This is a genomic window from Pseudoalteromonas sp. Z9A5, assembly GCF_011378875.1.
In the GTDB taxonomy this organism is placed as follows: domain Bacteria; phylum Pseudomonadota; class Gammaproteobacteria; order Enterobacterales; family Alteromonadaceae; genus Pseudoalteromonas.
In genome coordinates this window covers 79300-103274 of record NZ_WTLC01000003.1, presented here as the reverse complement: position 1 = coordinate 103274, position 23975 = coordinate 79300, and the positions used below count along the sequence as shown (strand labels likewise).

Below are 23975 nucleotides of genomic sequence, written 5' to 3'. Positions count from 1 at the left end.
CGAAGCCCCTGCAATTTAGGATATGTTTATAATTTATATGTAAAAAACGCAATTATATATCTATGTAGCGCATAATTTAGTTACATATTTGGGTAGTTTGGTCCACCAGCGCCTTCCGGTGTTACCCATGTAATATTTTGGCTCGGGTCTTTAATGTCGCAGGTTTTACAATGCACACAGTTTTGAGCGTTAATAACAAACTCTTTGCTGCCTGCTATTTCTTGTACTTCGTAAACACCCGCAGGGCAATAACGCTGTGCGGGTTCATCAAATTTAACTAAGTTTACGTTAATAGGAATTAACGCATCTTTGAGCTTTAAATGACACGGCTGTGACTCTTCGTGATTAGTATTTGATAAAAACACACTTGAGAGTTTATCAAAGCTAAGCTGCCCATCTGGTTTTGGGTACGAAATTTTATTAGCGGCGTTAGCATCAACAAGGGTAGAGTGATCGGGTGTATTATCTTTAAACGTAAACGGTAAACCACCATTAAAAATGTTTTGATCAAGCGTGTTATACGCACCCCCTATAAACTTACCTAATTTGTGCATAGCAGGGCCAAAGTTACGAGATTGATATAACTCTTTATATGCCCACGATTTCTCAAACGCAGTTTGATAATGAGTTAAATCGGTATTTGCCAACTCATTTTGCAATGCTTCAAAAATAATCTCAGCGGCAATCATTCCCGATTTCATTGCGGTGTGATTACCTTTAATTTTTGCAAAGTTAAGTGTGCCTGCATCACAACCAACAATTAAGCCACCCGCAAAATGCATTTTTGGTAATGAATGCAAGCCACCTTTAGCAATAGCACGTGCGCCGTAAGCAATACGTTCGCCACCTTCTAGTACGTTTTTAAATACTGGATGGTGCTTCATTCGCTGAAATTCATCGAACGGGCTTAAATGTGGGTTTGAGTAATTTAAATCAATAATCAATCCAACAACAACTTGGTTGTTTTCACTGTGATACATAAATGCACCACCGTTAGTATCGCCGCTAAGTGGCCAACCTGTACCATGAACAACTTTACCAAGCTCATGCTTACTTTCATCTATTTGCCAAATTTCTTTAAAGCCTAAACCGTAATGCTGCGGTGATGAATCCGCATCAAGTGCAAACTCATTGATTAGTTGCTTACCTAAATGACCACGGCAACCTTCAGCAAAAATCGTGTATTTTGCTCTAAGTTCCATGCCAGGCATGTAACCGTCTTTTTCATTACCATCTTTGTCGACACCCATATCGCCAGTAATAATCCCTTTTACTGCTTTATCTTCAATTATTAAAGAGTGAGCACTAAACCCTGGGAATATCTCTACGCCTAACGTTTCAGCTTGCTCTGCAAGCCATCGACATACGTTACCCATAGACACAATGTAGTTACCATTATTATGAAATGTTTTTGGCGTAGCAAAGTGGGGGATTGATGTCGCTTTTTGCTCGTTATTAAACCAATAAATTTCATCGTTGGTTACTTTGGTCGTAACAGGGGCACCAAGCTCCTGCCAATTTGGTAGCAGTTCGTCTAAAGCTTTGGTTTCAAAAACGGCACCAGAGAGTACATGTGCACCCACTTCAGAACCTTTTTCGACTACGCAAATCATGCACTCTTGTTGTTTTTCTTGTGCTAATTGCGCGAGTTTAATTGCACTTGAAAGCCCCGCAGGGCCAGCACCAACAATAACTACATCAAATTCCATGGTTTCACGTTCGACCATAATAACCTCTTAATCTATGACGGACTTATTCGAATGTTTACTACACATTTAAATAAGGTGTACAGCCTACTTTTAACCTTGCAAATTAAACGTTACAGACTGTGAATAGTTAAAGGTTATTTTAGGTTGACGTTTACGTCAACAGGAAGTAGTCTAATTTCATAAAATAAATAAGTTGACGTGAACGTCAGCTTGTAGGTTTAAATTATTATGGAGTTCCTATGAAAGTTCTCGTACCAATAAAAAGAGTGATTGATTACAACGTAAAAGCTCGTGTTAAAAGTGATAACAGCGACGTTGATTTAACTAACGTAAAAATGGCAATGAACCCGTTTTGTGAAATAGCGATAGAAGAAGCAATACGCCTTAAAGAAGCTGGTACAGCCAGTGAAGTTGTTGCAGTAACTATTGGTCCAAAAGCGTCGCAAGAGCAATTACGAACAGCATTAGCATTGGGCGCCGACAAAGCAATTCACATCGAAACCGATGAAAAGCTCGAGTCACTTCATATTGCAAAGCTCTTGGCTAAAATTGTTGAACAAGAATCTCCTGAGCTTGTAATTTTAGGTAAACAGTCAATCGACTCAGATAATAATCAAACAGGTCAAATGCTTGCTGCGCTTACTAATCGTGGGCAAGGTACATTTGCATCAAAAGTGGTTATTAACGATGGCAAAGTAAACGTAACCCGCGAAGTGGACGGCGGCCTGCAAACGGTGGCACTTAATCTACCTGCAATTATTACAACTGATTTACGCTTAAACGAGCCTCGTTACGCATCACTGCCAAATATTATGAAAGCTAAACGTAAGCCGCTTGAAGTAATAGCAGCTGATTCGCTTGGTGTTGATTTAACACCACGTATTCAATTAATAAGTGTAGAAGAGCCAGCTAAACGTACAGCAGGAATAATTGTTGAAGACGTTGCACAGCTTGTAGAAAAATTAAAAACAGAGGCAAAGGTGATTTAAATGAAAACACTCGTAATTGCAGAGCACGATAACGGTGCCTTAAAACCAGAAACCTCAAAAACTATTAACGCCGCAGTAAAAATGGGTTTTCCTGTTGATGTACTTATTGCAGGTAACAGCCTAAGCGCAATGAGCTCACAAGTTGCTAGCATTGAAGGCGTAGCTAATATTTTAGTTGCTGACAATAGCGTTTATGAACATCAGTTAGCTGAGAGCATGACAGATTTAGTTTTATCACTTAGCGATACCTACAGTCACATTGTTGCAAGTGCGACGACAACAGGCAAAAACTTTATGCCACGTGTTGCTGCGTTATTAGATGTTGCGCAAATTTCTGAAATTATTGCAGTAGTGGACGCCGATACATTTAAACGTCCTATTTATGCAGGAAATGCAATCGCAACGGTTAAGTCACTCGATAGTAAAAAAGTAATTACCGTACGTGCAAGTAGCTTTGATTTACAAGGTGAGCAATCAGCAGCGGTTGTTACTAATATTGATACTGTGTCAGATTCACAATTAAGTAGCTTTGTAAGTGTTGAACAAACAGAGTCAGAACGTCCAGAGCTTACGGCTGCCACGGTGGTTATATCGGGTGGTCGTGGTATGCAAAACGGCGAAAACTTTGCTTTGCTTAATGGTATTGCCGATAAACTCGGTGCTGCGATTGGTGCGTCGCGCGCAGCGGTTGATGCAGGCTTTGTACCTAACGACATGCAAGTTGGTCAAACAGGTAAAATTGTAGCGCCTAATTTATACATTGCAGTAGGTATTAGCGGTGCTATTCAGCATTTAGCGGGTATGAAAGACTCAAAAGTAATTGTCGCGATTAATAAAGACCCAGACGCACCTATTTTTCAAGTTGCAGATTACGGGTTAGTCGCAGATTTATTTGAAGTACTGCCACAGCTCGAAAGTGCTTTATAGTCTTTAAATAAACAAACTTATTCTGGTTGAAAGCTGTGATACTCTTTGGGTATTACGGCTTTTTTTAGTTATGTAGTTTATAGAGTAATTAAAATTCTGCCATTGAATAATGATGATCTAATAATGCTGTTTTTACCTTTTTAGTTTTTAATATATCTAAAACCAGTTTAGCTTGCGCAACAGAGCGCTCCGATTGGCTGTTTACTAATAATATTAATGGTCTTACAAATGTGTAATTACCATTTTGAATGTTCTCATGATTTACTTTAACGCCATCTATTCCTAAAATATTAACCTTGTTTATTTGTTTGCTACCCAGTAATTGAGATATTGCACCGTAGGACTCGTATGCAATAGCATTTGGCATTCTTTGCACGATACCTAATGCTTGATTAAATTCATCATATAATTGCACATCTTGTTTTGAGAAAAGACCACGATTACCTGATTTTTTCAATTTTATAGTGTTGCTGTTTGGTATTTGCATATAATTGAGGTCTAAAAACTCAAGTAATATATCAAATGTCCCATGATTAGTTGCTTTACTAAACAGTAAAACCTTCTTATCACTTGTACGTTTAGGCAAGTAGTCTGGGTTTATTTGCTGCCAGTTTTCATATTTTCCTGAGTAAACATTTCTTAACTCTTCAACCGATATATTATCTATTTTATTTTCAATATTAGTAAAAAAGACAAGCGCATCTTGAGCTATTATAATTTGCGTTATATGTGGATATTTCTCTTGTTCTTCATTTGTTAAATAACGAGAGCTTGACCCTAAATCAATAAAGCTTTCTGCAATTGCTCTTATGCCTTTTTCACTACCCATTGATCTAATTTGCATTGGAGTATTTGTTTTCTTTTGATAGCCCGGTTTAACCAGTTCAAGTAAGTGAGATACCGAGGATGAGCCGCCTATGAGTAGAGGTTTATTAAATTGATTATTATTGTTTGATACCCCCATAGAATATGTAGAAGCAAGTACCGATACTGCTAAAATAAAGTTTTTAATCATATAAATAGCCTTAAGTTCTTTTATTAAACTATAGACCATATAGGTGAAATAGGAGGGTAGTTTGTAGCAAGTTTATTACAGTTAATTACGCGACTGATAAGTATTAATTGTTGTGGGTTTTAATTTGTAAATTTATGACGATCTACTATTTTTAGACCGGTATGAGAGATTTTTTTGTTGTTAAATGACGAGCCCAAATATACTTTCATTGAATAAAAAAACCAGCTACTAAGCTGGTTTTTCAATATTTTAAAACAGTTTACTTACCAATTTAGTAAGTTGCGCTGCCTTTAGTACGAGGGAAGGCAATAACGTCACGTACGTTGCCCATACCTGTTACATAAGCAACTAAGCGCTCAAAGCCTAAACCAAAGCCTGAATGTGGCACGCTACCGTATTTGCGTAAATCGCGGTACCAGCTGTAATCTTCTTTGTTTAAGCCCATTTCTTCTAAACGCGCATCAAGCACATCAAGGCGTTCTTCACGTTGTGAACCACCAATGATCTCGCCAATACCAGGCGCTACGATGTCCATTGCGGCAACGGTTTTACCGTCTTCGTTTTGGCGCATGTAAAATGCTTTAATGTCACGTGGGTAGTTTTTAATAACTACTGGTGCTTTAAAGTGTTCTTCAGCAAGGTAACGCTCGTGCTCAGACTGTAAATCTACACCCCATTCAACAGCGTACTCAAACTTTTTACCACAGTTTTTAAGAATCTCTACTGCTTCAGTGTAATTTACCTGTGCGAAGTCTTTTTCTACAAATTCTTCTAAACGCGTAATTGCTGTTTTTTCTACACGTTGTGCAAAAAATTCCATGTCATCACGGCGTTCTTCAAGTACTGCTTTAAATACATACTTAAGCATGTTTTCAGCAAGTTTTGCGATGTCTTCTAAATCAGCAAACGCAACCTCAGGCTCAACCATCCAAAATTCTGCAAGGTGGCGAGATGTGTTTGAGTTTTCTGCACGGAATGTTGGGCCAAACGTGTAAATTTTTGACATTGCAGACGCGTAAGTTTCACCGTTTAACTGACCAGATACAGTAAGAAATGCTTCTTTACCAAAGAAATCTTCGCTGTAATCAACTTCGCCTTTGTCTGTAAGCGGTAAGTTTTGCATATCAAGCGTTGATACACGGAACATTTCGCCAGCACCTTCACAGTCACTTGCTGTAATGATTGGCGTGCTGATCCAGTAAAAGCCTTGCTCGTGATAAAAACGGTGAATAGCTTGTGCTAAACAGTTACGTACACGAGTTACTGCGCCAATCATATTTGTACGAGGGCGAAGGTGAGCGTGCTCACGTAAGTACTCAATGCTGTGGCGCTTTGCCGACATTGGATATGAATCAGGGTTTTCTACCCAACCTAATACAGTCACTGTATTAGCTTGTATTTCGAAAGATTGACCTTGACCAGCAGATTGAACTAAAACACCTGTAACCGACACAGAACAACCGGCTGTTAAGCTAGTAACTTCATCATAATTATTAAGTGAATTAGGAACTACCGCTTGAATCGGATCAAAACACGAACCGTCATGAACGGCTAAAAATGAAATTCCTGCTTTTGAATCGCGGCGAGTACGGATCCAGCCCTTAATTGTTACTTGGCTGTCTACCGCAACATTGCCTTTTAATAGCTCTGAAATCGCTAAATGGCTCATCTTCACTCCAATGATAATAAGTTGCCTAACTATTTTTATTTAACTGTGCGCAGCACTCTGGCTTTAATTGCTCATAAACGGCGCTGCACTTGAACCCTGTATCTTACCTAGTAAAGTTAAATAAAAAAACTATTGTAGGCAACTCTTTAAAACTTTTTATGCATGCGGTTTATTTTTAAACAGTTTTTAGGGTTTAATTGCCACAATTGTTATTTGGTGCTCTTAAATTTAATGGTTTTGTGGCATTATTAACAACAAATCAAATTTATATTTATTCACTCTTAAAAAAATCGATGCTATGAAACAAGTTTTTATTTTACGAGGACTACCAGGAAGCGGTAAGTCTTACTATGCACAAAACCTAGCTGATGAATTAGGCGGGGCTGACGAAAGCCAATATCTAATTTGTTCGACTGATGATTATTTTATTGATGATCAGGGGGAATACCACTTTGATAAATTTAAATTACCGCAATTTCATAATTTAAATTTAGCGCGCTTTATAAATTCACTTGCTCAAGGAATACCCTTGGTGATTGTTGATAATACTAATATCAAAAAGTGGGAATTTGTAGCGTACTCACAAGCGGCTACCGCTTTAGGTTATCAGGTAAAAGAAGTGATAGTGGGTGAAGTTAAAGACAAATCTATGCAACATTTATACGCTAAGCGTAACTCTCACCATATTCCGCTTAAAACAATAAGCAAAATGGCGTACATGTTTGAGTGGTAGTTTTTAAATCTATTAACTAGATTTTAGTTAAAGCGTTAATATCACATTTTGTAATAGCATCTAAATGAGCAGTAATTTTATTGCTGCTCCAATCTCGCCATGAAATATCTTAAAGTTTATTAATAGTTGCGCTATCAAAACGGCTTTTTATAAATTTCCGGATTACTGCTTGCAGTCGTACAAGCAAACACATCGTTTGCTACTACTACTTTACTGGCTTAATCTAGAAAGATAAACAGACCCTGTTTTATCACCAATAAAACCAAAGTGGTAAAGCACATTTGCTTCAAAATTCTCAGGTCCATCTGGATTGTTTTAATAAATATAGTCACTTATTTCAATATTGGCAGAGGTTTAAAGTATTTAAAAAAACCATTTGAGTAAAGCCTTGCATTGGTGAAGGCTTATTGGGGTATGGTCGTTTATAGCGTTTTCTTTAATTAATTATGGACGTGTTACTTTTCAGCATACTTTTGTTTAATCGCTAAAATATCTTCTTGAACTGCAAAAAAAGCATCTACTATTTCTGGATCAAAGTGACTTCCGCTACCGTCTTTAATAATGGCAAATGTTTTCTCTTGTGAGAATGATTTTTTATAAGGACGCTTTGACGACAGGGCATCAAATACATCAGCAATAGCAACTACGCGTGCTGCAATTGGAATTTCATTACCTTTTAAGCCATCAGGATAACCAGAGCCGTCCCATTTTTCATGATGTGAGCGAGCAATAACTTCACCTAGTTTAATAACTTCAGAATCAGAACCTGAAAGTATACTCGCGCCTACAACGGTATGCTGTTTCATTATTTCCCATTCTGCGGCGTCTAGTTGACCCGGCTTTAGCAAAATATGATCAGGTGTAGAAATCTTTCCTAGGTCATGCATTGACGCTGAAAACAAAATGTTTTCAACTGTCGTTTCATCTAATCCAAAGCTGCGTGCAACGGCTTCAGAATATAAACTCATTCGTTGTATGTGCGCGCCAGTTTCTTCATCTTTATATTCAGCAGCTTTAGTTAATCTATTAATTGTTTCAAGCGATGCATCTTTAATAGCTTGCATTGCTTGTTTTAATGACTCAGTTCTTTGGGCAACTTCAGTTTCTAATTGCTTCTGATAATTAGTTCTTAAATCGTTATAGTCTTTAATTTTAAGAAGGGACTTAACACGCGATAACAACTCGTTTTTATCTACAGGCTTTGTAATAAAGTCATCACAACCAGCATCAATTCCTTCTACTCGTTCTTTTGTCTCTCTTAAAGCAGTAATAAGTATGATAGGTAAAAGTTTTAATACAGCATTTTCTCTAACACGGCGTGTTACTTCAAAACCGTTCATGCCTGGCATCATTATATCAAGTAAAATAATGTCAATTGGTTGCTCGGCTAACAAGTCTAATGCTTGTTGACCACCAGTAGCGGTTACTGTTTTATATCCCTTAGGTTCAAGGTAAGCTTGCATGAGTTCTATATTTTGAAGATTGTCATCAACAACCAAAATTAAAGGGCTATCTTTCATCAACTTTTCCTGTGTATTAAGGTTTGAACCAAGGTGGTTATTACTTTATATATAAACTTATTTGTTTAGCGAACATGCGTGTGTCTATAGGCTTAGAAATATACGCACTGTTAGGTATACACAGTAATTGGTCTATATCAGCGGGTAAAACAGAAGCCGTAACAAATACAATAGGGATATTTGCAGTTTCTTTTTCATCACGCAAAATTTTGGCAACTTCTGTTCCAGACATATCTGGTAGTTGAACATCTAAAATAATAATTTTTGGGTGTTCACGTCTTATTGCCAAAAGGGCATCTTTTGCATTCATGGCAGTGAATACTTCAAAATTTGCCATGAGTAAAAGATCCTCCTCTAGCAATAGATTATTAGCGTTATCGTCAACTACTACTATTTTGGTTTTCATTATGCTTTACCATAGGCTTTTGTTTAATTGGCAAAGTTATACGAACCGAAGTGCCTTTATTAACACCTTCAGATTCAATAACAAATTCGCCTCCATGCAACTTTACTAGACTTTTTGCAATAGGCAGTCCAAGTCCTGTACCTTCTGTTAATCTAGAGTAGGGGGTTTCTATGCGAAAAAAGCCTTCAAATATTTTTTCCATATTTTCAGCCGCAATACCAATACCCGTATCCCAAATTGTTATCTCTATTTCTGTATCAGTATGGCGTGTTTTAACACCAATTTGACCAGTATCAGGCGTAAATTTAACTGCATTTGAAAGCAAATTATAAAGTATCTGTTTAACTTTAAGAGAATCAGCTTCAATAGAGGGTAAATCATCAGCAATTTCAAGGCACATGTTCAGTTTTTTTTGATTAGCTGTATCTGCTGTAAGCCCCGTAATTTCGTGCAGTACTTGGCGAATTGGCAAATGAGAAATGGTCAGAGTCATTTTGCCCGCTTCAATTTTTGCCATATCCAGTATTTCGTTAATAAGTAACAGTAAGTGTTTGCCACTTACCAGTACATTTTTAACATACTGTTTTTGTTTGTCGTTTAAAGTGCCAAATGTCTCATCGTAAAGTACCTCAGAAAAACCATTAATAGAATTAAGCGGGGTTCTCAGTTCATGCGACATATTTGCTAAAAACTCTGACTTAACTCGAGCTGCACTTTCTAAATCATTTGTAAGCACTTCTAATTCTTTGTTTGCTTTTACTAACCCTTCTTGAATCGCATTACGTTCGGTAATGTCTTCGATAGATAATAAAATAATTCGATCTTTTGACTGAGTACGTTTAATTTGCCTTGCGTTGAGCAACATTGTACGCCAGCCAATTGTTTTAAAATTATGCTCAACTTTGTAATCATCAAAGCTCGTTTTTTGAGGCAATATGGTTTCTAATAATTCACGAAGCTTGGGAATGTTCCATTGATTATTACCAAGGTTGTATATTAACTTTCCAACGGTGTCTTTGTGATTAGCGCGAAAAAACTCATAAAATGAGCGACTCGCTGTTACTACTCTTAAGTTCTGATCTAAAACAATGAGTGGTTCTCGAACTGTATTTACAATACTTTCAGAGTATTCTAATAGTTCTTTTTTGGTACTTATTTTATCCACTTTCTAAATCCTTTGTACCATTAAGGGCTGAACATTATCTTAAACTTATAAAGAATAATTTAGGTTCATTAACGCTGTGAATATAATTTTATTTTTATAATACGTTAGCTAAAAGCAATGCTTAATAATGTGTTTTAATGTATGTGTGTGGTTTTAACTAATATAAAAGGCGTAACCTGATAAACGATACCTGAGGGGAACTGTTTGAACATTAATCTTTGTTCAGTAAACAGTAACAGCCGATTAATAGCAACAGGTTCATAATTTAACCTGCATATTATTGTTTTTTATTGACTATAGTGAATTTTTTAAAGGTAGAAAGTATTAGTTTTAAGCGCAATAGGGTTTTAACGGGGAACGTATTTAAAATTGAATTTTGGCTCTAAATAGCAAGTATTGATGTAGGTATTAATGTTTAAATTAATACCTACATCAATATTTTAATCAGTCTATAGATTTATAAACCGCTAATGGGTGCGAGGTACTTAGTGATACATGTACTTCATCGCCAGGGTTTACAACAACTTCATGGCTTACTCGGCTAGTTACAACCGTAGAGCACGCAAGTTTTACAGCACACAAGCGGCTGCCACCTTCAAAACGTACCCAAATTACTTCGCCGTTATTGCCAACACTGCTTTGTACAAGTAACACATCGTCTGGTCGAAGTAGTACATCAACGTCGCCACTTTCACAGTCAACGCCATGAGCGGGCGCATTACCAATTGAGGTAGTGGCTTGTCCTTGGCTAAATTGGCCGCTAATAAAGCTGGCTTCACCTAAAAAACGTGCCACAAAACGATTGTTTGGCGTGCTAAAGCAGCGCTCGGGTGTATCGATTTGCTGAATTTTACCACCTTTTAAAACGCCAACACGATCACCAACCGAAAGAGCTTCTTCTTGATCGTGTGTTACCCAAATAGCAGGTACGCCAGCGGCTTTAAGTGCGTTTCTAATATCCCAACGAAGCATGTCTTTAAGGGCAGCATCTAAGTTAGAAAGCGGCTCATCAAGCAATACAAAGTCTGGCTGATGGGCAAGGGTGCGCGCAAGTGCTACACGTTGTTTTTGTCCGCCAGAAAGCGTTGCTGGTTTTTTTTCTCTAAAATCGCTCAGTCCAAGTAGGTTTATCCAATACTCGGCAGGGGCTGTATCTTTTAATCTAAAGCAAATGTTTTGCTGTACGGTTAAGTGCGGAAATAACGCAAAATCTTGAAATACCATGCCTACACTACGCTTTTCGGGAGGTACCGTTAATTTTGGTGTTGCACGCCATTTATCAACGTTTATTTCACCTTCGCTAATAGGTATAAGACCAGCGAGTGCTTGTAAAATAGTACTTTTACCACAACCTGTAGGTCCTACAAGCATAAGGATTTCGTTTTCACCCAGTGATAAGTTTAAATCGCTTACTACACGGTTACTTCCATAATCTATAGACAACTTACTTACAGATAGCATTTATTTTTAAATCCTTAGTGTTCAAACTGGTTGCGTTTTTCGCCAGAAAGCATAATAGCTAACGCGCAGGCAGAAATCACTACTAAAAGTAATCCAGGAATAGCAGCACGACCAAAATATCCCGCTTCGTATACACGCCATAAATAAGTCGAAAGGGTTTCAAACCCAGTAGGACCAAGTAGCAAAGTGGCTTCTAATTCGCGCATTGATTCTAAAAATACCAGTGCTGCGCCAGCAATAATACCGCGCATAGTTAAAGGCAGTGTAATGCGAGTAAATACTTCGCGGGGGCTTGCGCCAAGTACGCGCGCAGACTTTACTAAGCTTGGATCTAAGTGTTCGGTGCTTGTTCTTACAGAGCCTACTGCAAGCGGTAAAAAACGCAGCATATAAGCAATAATAAGCAGCCCTAATGTTTGGTATAAAAATGATAACTGCAAACCACCGTAAACAAGCGCTGTGCCCATTACTATACCCGGAATACCAAAACCAAAATAAGTGACTCGTTCCATTATTTTGCCCGCTTTACCACTAAGTGCTGCATGTGCAACGGGTATTGCAACAATAACGGTTACTACAGCGGCAATAAGCGATGCATATGTTGAATTCCATGCAATACTAAAATCAAAAGAACTTAAACCATCTCGTGCTAACCAAAGCGAAAATATGGCAAGCGGTAAACCAATAGCTAAAAACAATATAGGAGCAAACGTTAAAAACATTGCACTTAACTGCCATTTTTTAGGGAATAACACTAATGAACGACCTTGTTTTTCGGTCGCTGTTTTTATTTGTGATTCTAGTAATAATAAAAACCCTACAATAACCATTAGTTGCAGCGAAAGCATTGCTGCGCGGCCTAAAGCAAACGAGTTGTATTCAACGTAAATTACACGGGTAAAGGTATCTAGGCGCATCATTGCCGGTGTACCAAAGTCTGATAATGTATAAAGCGCGACCAATAACGAGCCAGCTGCAATACCATTAACTACACGCGGTAATATTACTTTAAACACGCTTTGTGTCATCGACATGCCTAGCGTACGTGCTGCGTTAACCATACTCGCATCAAGGCTAAGTAGAGATGAACGAGTTGTCATCATTACAAATGGGAAGGTATACAGCGTCATTACAATTGCAGCGCCTGTTAGACCGTACATTGATGGTGTTTCTATTCCCGTTAAGGTATTTATTTCACCTCCAGGACCAAAAGCAGCATAAAGTGTAAAAGCGCCAATATAACTAGGTATTGCAAGCGGGGCTGCAAATATAACTAGCCACAGTTTTTTGAAAGGTAAATGAACATAGGCACTAATAAACGCCAGTGGCACACCAATTAAAATAGAGCCTACTACCGTTAATCCCATTAAAGATAACGTGTTGCCTAAAATTTTAAGATTGTGGCTATCAAATACTGAGCTTGAATCGCTCGCTAGTACCATTAATATAAAAACAGGGGTAAGCGTAATGAGCGCTGCAAGCAGCGCCATTGGGTAAGAGGTAGGTATTCTCATTACAATACGCCGCTGCTACGCATCAAATCTATAGTAGGGCGTAAATCAGCAAGCTGTGTTAAATCTACTTTAGGTGGAGAAATATTAGCAAGTGACGGTAAACCTTCAGGTTGGGTAATACCATTTACTAGTGGAATTTCGTACGCTTCGCTGGCTAAGTAACCTTGTACTTCTTTACTTAGTAAGTAACGCATAAAGTTAGCAGCAAGCGGATCGTCGTTAAGCGCTAATACACCCGATGCATTAACTAAACAGCCAGCATCATTTTGTGTAAATGCTAAATCAAGTTTAGCATCAGGCTTGCCTGATTTTAAACGCAATGTGTAATAGTGATTAGCAAAACCAATATCAACTTCGCCACGTTCAACGCCCATAACAACACCTAATTCACCAGCGTATGTTTTAGCACGTTTTTGAATCTTTTTAAGCCACTTAGCGGTTTTGTCGTCGCCTTCTAAAATTCGCATTGCGGTTACAAATGATTGAAAAGAAGCGTAGGCGGGCGCCCAACCAATACTTAAATCGCTGTCGGCAATTTCCATAATACTTGTTGGAATTTGATCTTTGGTCAAACGCGACGTGTTATATGGCAATGTACGAATGCGACCAGTTACAGGTGCCCACTCTTTATATCTAAATTGTGGTTGTAACTGAGCAGATAAATCACTTGGAATAGGTTGTGCAAGGCCTGCATCGGTTACTAAACCAATCGCGCCTGAGTCAACTGCCCAAAATAAATCAGCGCGGCGAACACCCGCTTTAGACTCAGCAACAATGGTATTAGCTAACGCAGCCGTTGGACCTCGGCGTATACCGAGTTTAAAGTCTGGATTTTTTTTCTGGATTGCTTGTAATACGTTTTCATACAAACCACCTTCGCCTCGGCCTAAATAAAGGGTTAGCTCACCTTTAAGCTTTGGTAAATCATCAACAGAAACAGGGTTTGCTATATCAGCGGCTAGCGCACGAGAAAGAGGTAGTGGCAATGAGCCAACCACCCCTAACGCAGCTAGGCCTTGAATAAAGGTCCTACGCTTCACTTAAAATACATCCTTACGTGCTTTTTCGGCTTTTTCTATTAAAACCTTAGCGCGGTCTAATTTTGTTTGCATATCACTAATCACATCGCGTACTTCATCTACGCTTTTGCTGTTTTTAATTGCTTGTGGCAGTGTTACGTTAAAGTCTTTTTCCAGCACTTCAACTAGTTTAGCGTCTTGCTCGATAAGAGTACCTTCTACGCCTTCAAACAGGTGTAGGTAAGTATCGTGAACAATTTCAGTTGCTTCGTCTTGTAAACGCTCAGCAAATTTAGCTACTACACGGTCTAATTTGTGCTTAATTTCATCAATAGTGGCACTTTGTGTCATTTGAGTTGTAGCGGTTGCTTTTACAGCGTCTAACAAGCCTTTTTGCTGGAATTTTGCAGCAAGCTTAACAGCCCCAAGACCTTGCCACAAGGCTATGTTCATCGCTTCTTGCTCTTTACGTACTTCAGCTGCTGGTTTACCGTTTTCGATAGCCATTTTAACGCCGTAAATACCTTGCCAAATAGAAGCGTATACCGGTACAAAGTTAGTTTCTATTGCGCTATGAAATTTTACTGATTCCCAATATTCAATTAAATCATCAGTTTTTACCGCTTTTGCGCCTTTAGTATCGTAGTCGCTTACCATAGTATCAACTTTGCCTACCATCCATTCTACTTCTTCGTTATAGCTTTTAATGTTTTCTTGAAGATGGTTTACATGCTCACCAATAGGGCCGTTGGCAAATACAGGTTGAGCCATAAACGCCGAGGCTAGTAAAAGGCTTGCACCTAAGGTTTTTGCTGGTTTAAATAATAAATTCATAGCAGAAAAGTCCAAAAAGAGTAATTGTAAATGATAGCCATTATCATATAGCTTATGGTTAGCGAGATCAATAACCACAAACTCGCTTAATAGATAAAAACACTAAATGTAGCGGTAAGTTACCTATAAATAGCACTATAAGTTGTATTGAGCCCCGTTATTAAGCGTAATGCTTGCCTTTAATGGCGTTATAAATAGCATCACACAGTGTTTTTATACTGGTTTCGTCACTTATATACGGTGGCATAAGGTAAATTAGTTTACCGAATGGGCGGATCCACACACCTTGCTCTACAAAATAAGCCTGAATTTTAGCAACATCAACATTACCAGCAGTATCCTTTAGCTCAACAACGCCTATTGCACCTAAGGTACGCACATTGGCAACCGCATCTAGTTCACTGCATTTATTAAGTTGTTGTAGTTGGATGTTTATTTGGCTTATTCGTTGTTGCCAGTTTTGCGCAAGTAATAAATCAATACTTGCGCAGGCTGCTGCACAGGCAAGCGGGTTACCCATAAACGTAGGGCCATGCATTAAAACACCCGCTTCACCTTCGCTTATGCTAATAGCTATTTTATCGCTTGTTATAGTGGCTGATAACGTCATTGAACCGCCGGTTAATGCTTTACCAATACACATTATATCGGGCTCTATATTGGCGTGCTCTACAGCAAATAATTTACCAGTACGACCAAAGCCTGTGGCAATTTCGTCGCAAATTAGCAGTACGTTATATTGGGTGCACAATTTACGTACGCAAGCTAAATAATCAGGGTGATAAAAGTTCATACCACCCGCGTTTTGTACAATAGGCTCAATGATAAAGGCGGCTACTTGGCTGTGGTTTGTTTTAAAGTATTCTTCAAGCTCTTGGGCTTCTGCTTGGTTAAACTCGCTATCAAATTTACTAACCGGTGCAGGCACAAATACATGCTCAGGTAAAAAGCCTGAATATAAACTATGCATTGAATTAACTGGGTCGCATACGCTCATGGCTGCAAAGGTGTCGCCATGGTAGCCCTTGTAAGGTGTCATTAATTTTTGTTTTGTAGTAATACCTTGGCTTAACCAATATTGCAGCGCCATTTTTATTGCCACTTCAACACTTACTGAGCCGCTGTCGGCTAAAAACACTTTAGTTAAACTAGGTGGCGTTATATTTACTATTTTTTTGCACAGCTCTACCGCACTGTTATGCGTAATACCGCCAAACATAATGTGGCTCATATTATTAATTTGCTCAATCATGGCGTTATTTATAACAGGGTGGTTATAGCCATGTATTGCACTCCACCACGAGGCCATACCATCGATTAATTGCTCGCCAGTTTCGAGGTGAATAATATTGTGATTTGCATGTGTAACGGGATATACCGGAATTGGCTTGGTCATAGATGTGTATGGGTGCCAAATGTGCTCACGATCAAAATCAAGGTCAATCGTATTCTTTTTATTCATATGTAAACTTTAAATTGGTTTGGTTCGTTGACAATGGTACTTCAACTCGTAGACTAAGCCAATATCACCGTTATGAAAAAAATAAGAGAGTATTATGGAACTTGCACCTGTTCGTCACAATTGGACCCACGATGAGGTTAAAGCATTATTTGAAATGCCATTTAACGATTTACTTTTTAAAGCCGCCTCGGTTCACCGTGCTAACTTCAACCCAAATGAAGTGCAAATTTCTACCTTGTTATCAATTAAAACAGGCGCTTGCCCAGAAGATTGTAAGTATTGTCCGCAGTCGGGTCATTACCGAACAGATTTAGAACGCGAACGCTTAATAGAAGTAGAAAAAGTAGTAGAGCAAGCACGCCTTGCAAAACAAAAAGGCGCGACGCGTTTTTGTATGGGCGCTGCTTGGTCAGATCCAAAAGACAGAGACATGCCATACATTTCGCAAATGGTTAAAGAAGTAAAAGAGCTAGGGTTAGAAACCTGTATGACGCTGGGTAAACTCACTAACGAAAAAGCCCATGAGCTTAGAGACGCAGGGCTTGATTACTACAATCATAATCTCGACACGTCACCTGAGTATTACGAACAAATTATATCAACCCGTACTTTTCAAGATAGATTAAATACCATTGATCACGTACGCGATGCCGGTATGAAAGTATGCTCAGGCGGAATAGTCGGTATGGGCGAGCAAGCAAGCGACCGTTATGGGTTACTGATGCAGCTAGCTAATTTGCCACAACAGCCAGAAAGCGTGCCTATTAATATGCTCGTTAAAGTTAAAGGCACACCGCTTGAAAACGCAGACGATTTAGATCATTTTGAATTTGTACGTACCATTGCAACAGCACGCATTATGATGCCACACAGTTATGTACGTTTATCGGCAGGGCGTAACGCCATGAACGAGCAAATGCAGTCAATGTGCTTTTTTGCAGGCGCTAACTCAATATTTTATGGCGACAAACTTCTTACCACCGAAAACCCAGACGCTGATGCCGATATGAACCTAATTAAAAAACTAGGTATGAACCCCGAAACGCGTCACGACTATTCAGACGAAGCAGTAGAAGCCTCGCTTTCATCGCAAGTAGCCGACAAAGCAACGTCTGAATTGTTTTACGAAGCGTAGGCTTTTATATCTATGCCTTTTGATTTTATAAATACGCATCTGCAGGCTCGCCAGCAAGATGCGTTACTTCGTAAGCGCCACGTAGTGCAACATGCAACAGCGCGTACCATAACGGTTAATAATAAAACCTATCTTAATTTTGCCAGTAACGATTACTTAGGCTTTGGAGATGTGGCTGTTAATATTAATGACTCCCAAGCATTAGGCAGCCACAGCTCCGCATTAGTGACAGGTTATCAGGCGCAGCAAAAAGCGCTTGAGCAATACTTATGCGAGCAATTTGGTTATGGCGCAGGGATGCTATTTAACTCAGGGTTTAGCGCTAATAGCAGCGTAATTAAAGCGTTGTTTCAAGATAAAGCAGCTGCACAAAACAGCGCTATTTTTCAAGATAAGTTAAATCATGCAAGCCTGATTGACGGGGCTATGCATTCTAACGCGGCTTTAGTACGTTTTAATCATAACGACATGAACCATTTACGTTCACGGCTCGAAAAATCAAAAGCGCAAAACAAGCTAATTATAAGCGAAGGCGTATTTTCGATGGATGGCGATACCGCGCCTCTTAAAGAATTACTCGCACTTGCAAAACAGCACAACGCATGGCTAATGATTGACGACGCACACGGCTTTGGTGCATTAGGCAAAACCGGTTTGGGCAGTTGCGAAGCGTTTATTACTCAAACGCTGCCAGATATATTAGTCATTACCTTTGGTAAAACAGTGGCTAGCAGTGGCGCCTGTGTATTAGGCAGTAAACAGTTTATTGATTACATGCTGCAATTTAATCGCGATTACACGTATTCAACCGCTATGTCGCCGCTTATGGCAAGTCACACACTTGCGCGTATTAAAAGCATAAAAAAAGCTGATGATAAACGCGATAAGCTAAATGCCAATATTGCGTTATTTAAGCAACTCGCTAAAACCCATAATATTGCAGTAATGAAATCAAGCACAGCCATACAACCCATAGTATTAGGCTGTGCTGAGCAAACATTGCAAGCGGCAGATAAACTTAAACAACAGGGTATTTGGCTTACTGCAATTAGGCCGCCCACGGTTGCACATAACACCTCACGTTTACGCGTTACTTTAACAGCCGCACATACCGAGCAAGACATAACGCACCTAGTTAAGCACTTAGCAGGTGCAATAGCATGACTGCTCAGCCAGTATTAAAAACAGACCTAGTGCAAACACAACTTGTAAAACCGTGCCTAGTGGGTAGCGATTTAAATGACGAGTTAACTAGCGAATTGGATAGAGAGTTAAGCAAGGAGCTAAATAAGGAGCTAAACAAGGAGCTTAAAAAGTCTACACAAAGTAAGTTTTCAAAGGCGGCAGCGCGTTATAACACCCATGCAAATGTACAAAAACACGCAGCAAGCGATTTATTTTCACTCATAAAACCAGACTTTAATAAAAATAAGCTTTGTGTTGATTTAGGTGCAGGTCCGCTTGTTAATACGCATACCTTACAAAGTATGTTTGCAAGCGTTATTGCAATGGATTTGAGCTTAAACATGCTGCAAAGTAGTGATTTAACTACATCAAAAATATGCGCCGATATGGATAACTTACCGCTACAAGCAAACAGTGTTGATGTTATTTACAGTAACTTTGCAGTGCAGTGGTCTGCTAATTTTTCGGCTTTAATGCAATCACTTTACAGCATATTAAAACCAGGCGGGCAGGCGTACATAAGCACTTTGGTAGAGGGCTCACTTAACGAAATAAAAACAGCCTTTGCAGCGCTTGATTCTAACAGCCACATAAATACCTTTAATAGTGAATTGCATATAAACCAATCAGTCCAAAATGCAGGGTTTACTATTAACAGCGCTAAAAAACGTATTTACACCGATGAATATACAACACCTTTAAAAGCTATTGCCTCTATTAAAGCTATTGGTGCAACAACGCAAAATCATACTAATACACGCCAAGGGTTACTTACCAAATCTGCTTTACAAAAAGTATGCAGTGCGTATCCGCTTATAAACAATAAAGCATGTGTGTCTTATCATGTGGTGCTGTTATCATTAGAAAAACACTAAATAAGCCCAAAGACATTAAAGGCAATGCATGAAAGAATTTTTTATAACAGGCACCGACACCGATGCCGGAAAAACTCACGTAACCAGCTTGCTACTAAAGTTACTTGCCCAACACAAAAAACAAGCCATTGGTTTTAAACCTCTTGCTGCTGGCTGCGAAATGGCATTCGATCAACTAGTAAACGCCGATGCCCTCATACTAATGGAAAGTGCAACAGTGAGCGCTAAATACGACGTAGTAAATCCGTTTGCGTTTGCACCACCTATTGCGCCGCACATAGCCGCTGAGCAAGTGGGAGTTAGTATTACTATTGATAAACTAAGTGATGCTTATAAAAACGTAAAACAACAGGGCGCTAATTATATACTTACCGAAGGCGCTGGTGGCTGGGCGTTACCAATTAATAAAAACGATTATTTATACGACTGGGTTAAAGCAGAAAAGATGCCGGTAATACTCGTTGTAGGTATGAAGCTAGGTTGCTTAAATCATGCGTTATTAACCGCTGCGCATATGCAAAGTATGGGTATAAACTGCGTTGGCTGGATTGCAAACCAAGTAGATAAAAATATGGACGAGTACCAAGCAAACCTTGATTCACTTAAAGCACGCTTACCGTTCCCAATACTTGCCATAAGCCCATACAGCGAGCAAACTCCTAAATTACAAATATACAAAAGCTTACTCAATACTCTCGATTTAAATTCTTAAAAATTAAAATACTGCTTTGTTAAATACAAAGCGGTTTTTGTATTGAATACATGAACTTATTTATTGTGTTTAAGCCTTGAAATAGCATACGTTAGTACACATATAAACTTTACTAACTGCAGCTGACATTTACGATGATGTTACTAAGGACTTAACTACTATATGACGCACCCATTTATTAAAAGCTACGCCCAAAATGCGCACGTAAGCGCCGAGCCAAAAGCACTAAACAATGGCTTACCTAAAAAACGCGTAGGCATAATAGGTGGGGGCACCGCAGGCGCCACAATAGCCATTAGGCTTGCTGCGTTAGGGTTAGAAACTTACGTACTTGAAAAGAAAAAGTCGTTAATTGATGGTCCTCCAATGTGCCATTTGCACGCAGGTGGCAATTTATATCGCGAAATACCCGACGAAGACTGCATAGATTTACTCAAGCAATGTATAGATATTGCTCGCCTTTATCCCCATACCATCGATGTTCGCCCCACAGTATTTGCCGTACCCAAGCGCGATGACGACTCACCCGAGGACTTATTTCCGCGTTTAAATAAATTAGTAAAAGCCTATAGCGATCTTGTTGAGCAAGACAGCGCTAATAAAGTATTAGGCGAGCCAGAACATTATTATCAGTTATATAGTCGCGCACAAATGCTAAAGCTTGCTAAGCAAAAACAAGTAGCCAAGCCAACGTCGTTAGATGAGTGGATGATACCCGTCGCTAAGCATTTAGATTTAGATAAGCTAAAGTTTCCGCTTATTGTTGCACAAGAATATGGTTGGAATATATTTCGTTTATCGGCCAGTGCTCAACTCGCACTTGCCGAGTATAAACATGCACACGTTTTAACCAGCACCAGCGTTAAAAGTGTATCGCCAGTTATAAATACCAATAAAGATAAGCAAACACATAAGTGGCGCATTGAATATCAATCAGAGCCAAATCTTAATGCGCAAACTGATTCACAAGCCGATACACAAACCATTGAGGTAGATTACCTAATTAATGCGTGTGGTTTTCAAACCGGTATTATTGATGACTTGGTTGGCGTAGATGTAAAACGTATGGTTGAATTTAAAGCCTCTTACATCACTCATTGGCAAGGTGCTGGTGGGCAAATACCCGAAATAATTATTTATGGTAACCGTGGTACGCCAGAGGGCATGGCGCAGCTAACGCCTTACCCTAACGGGTATTTTCAAATACATGGCATGACCAACAACATTACATTGTTTAATGATGGGTTAGCTGATGCAACGCCAATGAGTGCACAGCCTAAAATTCCCAATAAATATCTGCGTTACATTAAAGATGGCTGGGACAAAGCAGCATTGCAAACACGCACTCAAACAGCAATTGATTATGTAGCCGAGTTTGTACCCGCGTTTAAAAGTGCTAACACACAAAATAATGCCTTGTTTGGCGGGCAACAAATCCCAGGGAATGACGACACTTTGCGCGTAGCCGATGTAAGTTTATATTCTCATATTAGTTATGCACGGGCTGAAAATGTAAAAGCATCGTCAACGTTAATAGCTGCAGATCAAATAGTGGCTGAGTTTATAAAATTGGGAATATTAAGCAGTGATCCTACTATAAATCATCATCGTGATATTCATCAATGGTCGTATCTTAAACATAATAGCCGCGAAAATATTGGCGAAGTAGCGCGTGTATTGGCATGTGAGCGTGGATTTCCAATTGAAATGGCAGGCGTAAATAACAGCCTGCGTGAAGCTATTTAGCCCACACATTTTATGCTTAAATAATGGCAAAAAATCCACATAAAAAATTATTAATAAACATAAAAATAATACTTGTGTTATGACATAGTTTGTCACAGAATAGCGTTAACAAAATGACATAGTGTGTCATTTTGTCGTGATTGCTTTAGCCGATTTAATACAAAATATTTTAATCGTTCAGTGATCAATACTATTTTGTGAGGACAATATGAAACGTGTATTTTTGTTTTTATTAACCAACCTAGCAGTTATGTTGGTATTAGGTGTAGTGCTTTCAATAATAATGAGTGTGCTGGGTTTAAGCCATCGTAGCCTTGACGGAATTTTACTTATAGCCACCGTATTTGGTTTTGGTGGATCGTTTATTTCGTTATTTATGTCGAAATGGATCGCGAAAAGATCAACAGGCGCACATGTAATTACACAACCGCGCAACGAAACCGAACATTGGCTTGTGCAAACGGTATCTGAGCAAGCCAAAAAAGCAGGTATTAAAATGCCTGAAGTGGCAATTTACGAAAGCCCAGAAATGAACGCGTTTGCAACAGGCCCAAGTAAAAACAATTCATTAGTGGCAGTAAGTTCAGGTTTGTTACACCACATGAACCAAGATCAAGCCGAAGCCGTACTTGCCCACGAAGTATCGCATATTGCTAATGGCGACATGGTAACGCTTACGCTAATACAAGGCGTGGTAAACACCTTTGTAATATTTGCCGCAAAAGTACTTGCCGGCATTGTAGACAACTTTATAAATAGCGATAAAGAAGAGGGCGGCAGTAGCTGGACTTACTTCTTATTCGATATGGTATTTCAAGTATTATTTGGTGTGCTAGCAAGCATAGTGGTTGCAAGTTACAGCCGTAAACGTGAATTTGCAGCCGACAGTGGCGCAGCAAAATTGGTAGGTGCAGACAAAATGCGCTCAGCTCTTGAGCGATTAAAGCAAAACCACCCGTCGCAATTACAAGGCTCAATGATGGCCTTTGGTATTGCAAGTGGTAAAGGTATGGCTGAGTTGTTTTCATCGCATCCACCGCTTGATGCGCGAATAGACGCACTGCGTAAATAACGTTTAAATATTACTTACTACATAACCAAAAGCCTGCATTAGCAGGCTTTTTTATGTGTAATATTTTTGTTATCGAAAAATAATAATTACTGAGAAAGAATAATTTCAGTAATACCTTCAGCCGAGAGTATTTCAATCCAGTAGCCGTCAGGGTCTTTAATAAAGGCTAAGCCTTTCATTGAGCCATCATCTGGTTTTTTTACAAACTCAACATCGTACTTTGCAAAACGCTCAGAGGCTTCGTAAACATCCGGTACGCTAATACCAATATGGCCAAAGCCTTTAGGTTCTTGGTTGCCACTGTGGTATCCCTCAAAGCTGTCGTCGTTTTCAGTGCCCCAGTTATGGGTTAACTCAATTAACGCAGGGCGACGAAATACCCATTCAGCTTTAGTTTTATCATCGCCCTCTGGCAGCGTTTGCTCGTATCCTAAAAAGTACAATGTAAATTTCATACCAGGAAAGTCATACTTACCTAACAGCTTCATACCTAATACATTTTGATAAAATTCTAACGAAGGTTTTGGATCCTTAATACGCAACATAGTTTGCTGCATAACAAAGCCTTGAGTAGCTTGTGCAACTTGTTCTGGAGATTCGTTATAGTTAGACATGGTGATCCTTACTGAAAATTATAAAATAGGGTGTAAGTGTTTCTTGCGCCATGATAATCAACACACACGTAAATTAAAACCATCTCTGTAAATTTCAATACCTAATAATTATATTGTTATTTTAAACAGTAGCTTATAAATAGCCCTCGTTATTTTCTAAGCCATTTTCCTAGGCTAGTTAGGAATATGGATGATTTTTTACCTACTGAATTA

The 23975-nt window shown here is 39.0% G+C and carries 21 protein-coding genes; 9 read left to right on the top strand and 12 right to left on the bottom strand.

The features are described from left to right. Positions 1-80: 80 nt before the first annotated feature. Positions 81-1727 (bottom strand): electron transfer flavoprotein-ubiquinone oxidoreductase, encoded by a 1647-nt coding sequence (locus GQR56_RS03020; RefSeq protein ID WP_166109112.1) that lies wholly within the window; start codon positions 1725-1727, stop codon positions 81-83. A 221-nt stretch (positions 1728-1948) separates the two neighbouring features. Between GQR56_RS03020 and GQR56_RS03015 the strand changes: the two genes are divergently transcribed. Continuing rightward, complete coding sequence (locus GQR56_RS03015; protein WP_166109111.1) at positions 1949-2698, top strand: electron transfer flavoprotein subunit beta/FixA family protein; 750 nt, start codon at positions 1949-1951, stop codon at positions 2696-2698. Then, a complete protein-coding gene (locus GQR56_RS03010; protein WP_166109110.1) occupies positions 2699-3625 on the top strand; it encodes an FAD-binding protein in 927 nt (308 codons plus the stop codon). An 88-nt stretch (positions 3626-3713) separates the two neighbouring features. Here the strand turns inward: GQR56_RS03010 and GQR56_RS03005 are convergent, their stop codons facing one another. Beyond that, a complete protein-coding gene (locus GQR56_RS03005; protein WP_166109109.1) occupies positions 3714-4640 on the bottom strand; it encodes a substrate-binding domain-containing protein in 927 nt (308 codons plus the stop codon). A 271-nt stretch (positions 4641-4911) separates the two neighbouring features. After that, entirely contained in the window at positions 4912-6309 is a 1398-nt protein-coding gene (gene asnS, locus GQR56_RS03000; RefSeq protein ID WP_024612616.1) for an asparagine--tRNA ligase, read from the bottom strand. A 298-nt stretch (positions 6310-6607) separates the two neighbouring features. Between asnS and GQR56_RS02995 the strand changes: the two genes are divergently transcribed. Beyond that, entirely contained in the window at positions 6608-7042 is a 435-nt protein-coding gene (locus tag GQR56_RS02995) for an AAA family ATPase (protein ID WP_024612615.1), read from the top strand. Positions 7043-7497: 455 nt separating this feature from the next. Here the strand turns inward: GQR56_RS02995 and GQR56_RS02990 are convergent, their stop codons facing one another. From GQR56_RS02990 to bioA, 8 genes are all read right to left on the bottom strand, one after another. Beyond that, complete coding sequence (locus GQR56_RS02990; RefSeq protein ID WP_166109108.1) at positions 7498-8562, bottom strand: two-component system response regulator; 1065 nt, start codon at positions 8560-8562, stop codon at positions 7498-7500. A gap of 40 nt (positions 8563-8602) precedes the next feature. Then, complete coding sequence (locus tag GQR56_RS02985) at positions 8603-8968, bottom strand: response regulator (protein ID WP_166109107.1); 366 nt, start codon at positions 8966-8968, stop codon at positions 8603-8605. After that, the gene (locus tag GQR56_RS21680; protein ID WP_166109106.1) at positions 8943-10133 is read right to left on the bottom strand and encodes a PAS domain-containing sensor histidine kinase; all 1191 of its coding nucleotides are present in this window, start codon (positions 10131-10133) and stop codon (positions 8943-8945) included. Before GQR56_RS21680 ends, GQR56_RS02985 begins: the two co-directional genes overlap by 26 nt. A gap of 444 nt (positions 10134-10577) precedes the next feature. Further along, complete coding sequence (locus GQR56_RS02975; RefSeq protein WP_166109105.1) at positions 10578-11594, bottom strand: ABC transporter ATP-binding protein; 1017 nt, start codon at positions 11592-11594, stop codon at positions 10578-10580. Between the two features lie 14 nt (positions 11595-11608). After that, positions 11609-13108: an iron ABC transporter permease gene (locus tag GQR56_RS02970; protein ID WP_166109104.1), complete on the bottom strand. Its 1500-nt coding sequence runs from the start codon at positions 13106-13108 to the stop codon at positions 11609-11611. Continuing rightward, positions 13108-14148: an extracellular solute-binding protein gene (locus GQR56_RS02965; RefSeq protein WP_166109103.1), complete on the bottom strand. Its 1041-nt coding sequence runs from the start codon at positions 14146-14148 to the stop codon at positions 13108-13110. Before GQR56_RS02965 ends, GQR56_RS02970 begins: the two co-directional genes overlap by 1 nt. Then, a complete protein-coding gene (locus GQR56_RS02960; RefSeq protein WP_166109102.1) occupies positions 14149-14961 on the bottom strand; it encodes a hypothetical protein in 813 nt (270 codons plus the stop codon). A gap of 160 nt (positions 14962-15121) precedes the next feature. Continuing rightward, positions 15122-16423, bottom strand: coding sequence for an adenosylmethionine--8-amino-7-oxononanoate transaminase (gene bioA / locus GQR56_RS02955; RefSeq protein WP_166109101.1), 1302 nt, complete (start codon positions 16421-16423; stop codon positions 15122-15124). A gap of 94 nt (positions 16424-16517) precedes the next feature. Here bioA and bioB point away from each other — a divergent pair, with 94 nt between their 5' ends. The 6 genes from bioB (at position 16518) to htpX (ending at position 23148) form a co-directional block, all read left to right on the top strand. After that, positions 16518-17558, top strand: a complete 1041-nt coding sequence (bioB, locus tag GQR56_RS02950; RefSeq protein WP_024612103.1) for a biotin synthase BioB — start codon at positions 16518-16520, stop codon at positions 17556-17558. A gap of 12 nt (positions 17559-17570) precedes the next feature. Beyond that, positions 17571-18722 carry an 8-amino-7-oxononanoate synthase gene (locus GQR56_RS02945; RefSeq protein ID WP_166109100.1) on the top strand — a complete coding sequence of 384 codons (1152 nt, stop codon included), beginning with the start codon at positions 17571-17573 and terminating at the stop codon, positions 18720-18722. Next, positions 18719-19618: a methyltransferase domain-containing protein gene (locus tag GQR56_RS02940; RefSeq protein ID WP_166109099.1), complete on the top strand. Its 900-nt coding sequence runs from the start codon at positions 18719-18721 to the stop codon at positions 19616-19618. Before GQR56_RS02945 ends, GQR56_RS02940 begins: the two co-directional genes overlap by 4 nt. Before the next feature lie 28 nt (positions 19619-19646). Further along, a complete protein-coding gene (bioD, locus tag GQR56_RS02935) occupies positions 19647-20330 on the top strand; it encodes a dethiobiotin synthase (protein WP_024609581.1) in 684 nt (227 codons plus the stop codon). Between the two features lie 162 nt (positions 20331-20492). Beyond that, positions 20493-22076, top strand: coding sequence for an FAD-dependent oxidoreductase (locus GQR56_RS02930; protein ID WP_166109098.1), 1584 nt, complete (start codon positions 20493-20495; stop codon positions 22074-22076). Positions 22077-22284: 208 nt separating this feature from the next. Next, the gene (htpX, locus tag GQR56_RS02925) at positions 22285-23148 is read left to right on the top strand and encodes a protease HtpX (RefSeq protein ID WP_166109097.1); all 864 of its coding nucleotides are present in this window, start codon (positions 22285-22287) and stop codon (positions 23146-23148) included. 86 nt (positions 23149-23234) lie between these two features. On the opposite strand, the gene gloA is transcribed toward htpX, so the two are convergent. Further along, positions 23235-23762, bottom strand: coding sequence for a lactoylglutathione lyase (gene gloA, locus GQR56_RS02920; protein WP_024609480.1), 528 nt, complete (start codon positions 23760-23762; stop codon positions 23235-23237). Positions 23763-23975 lie beyond the last annotated feature (213 nt).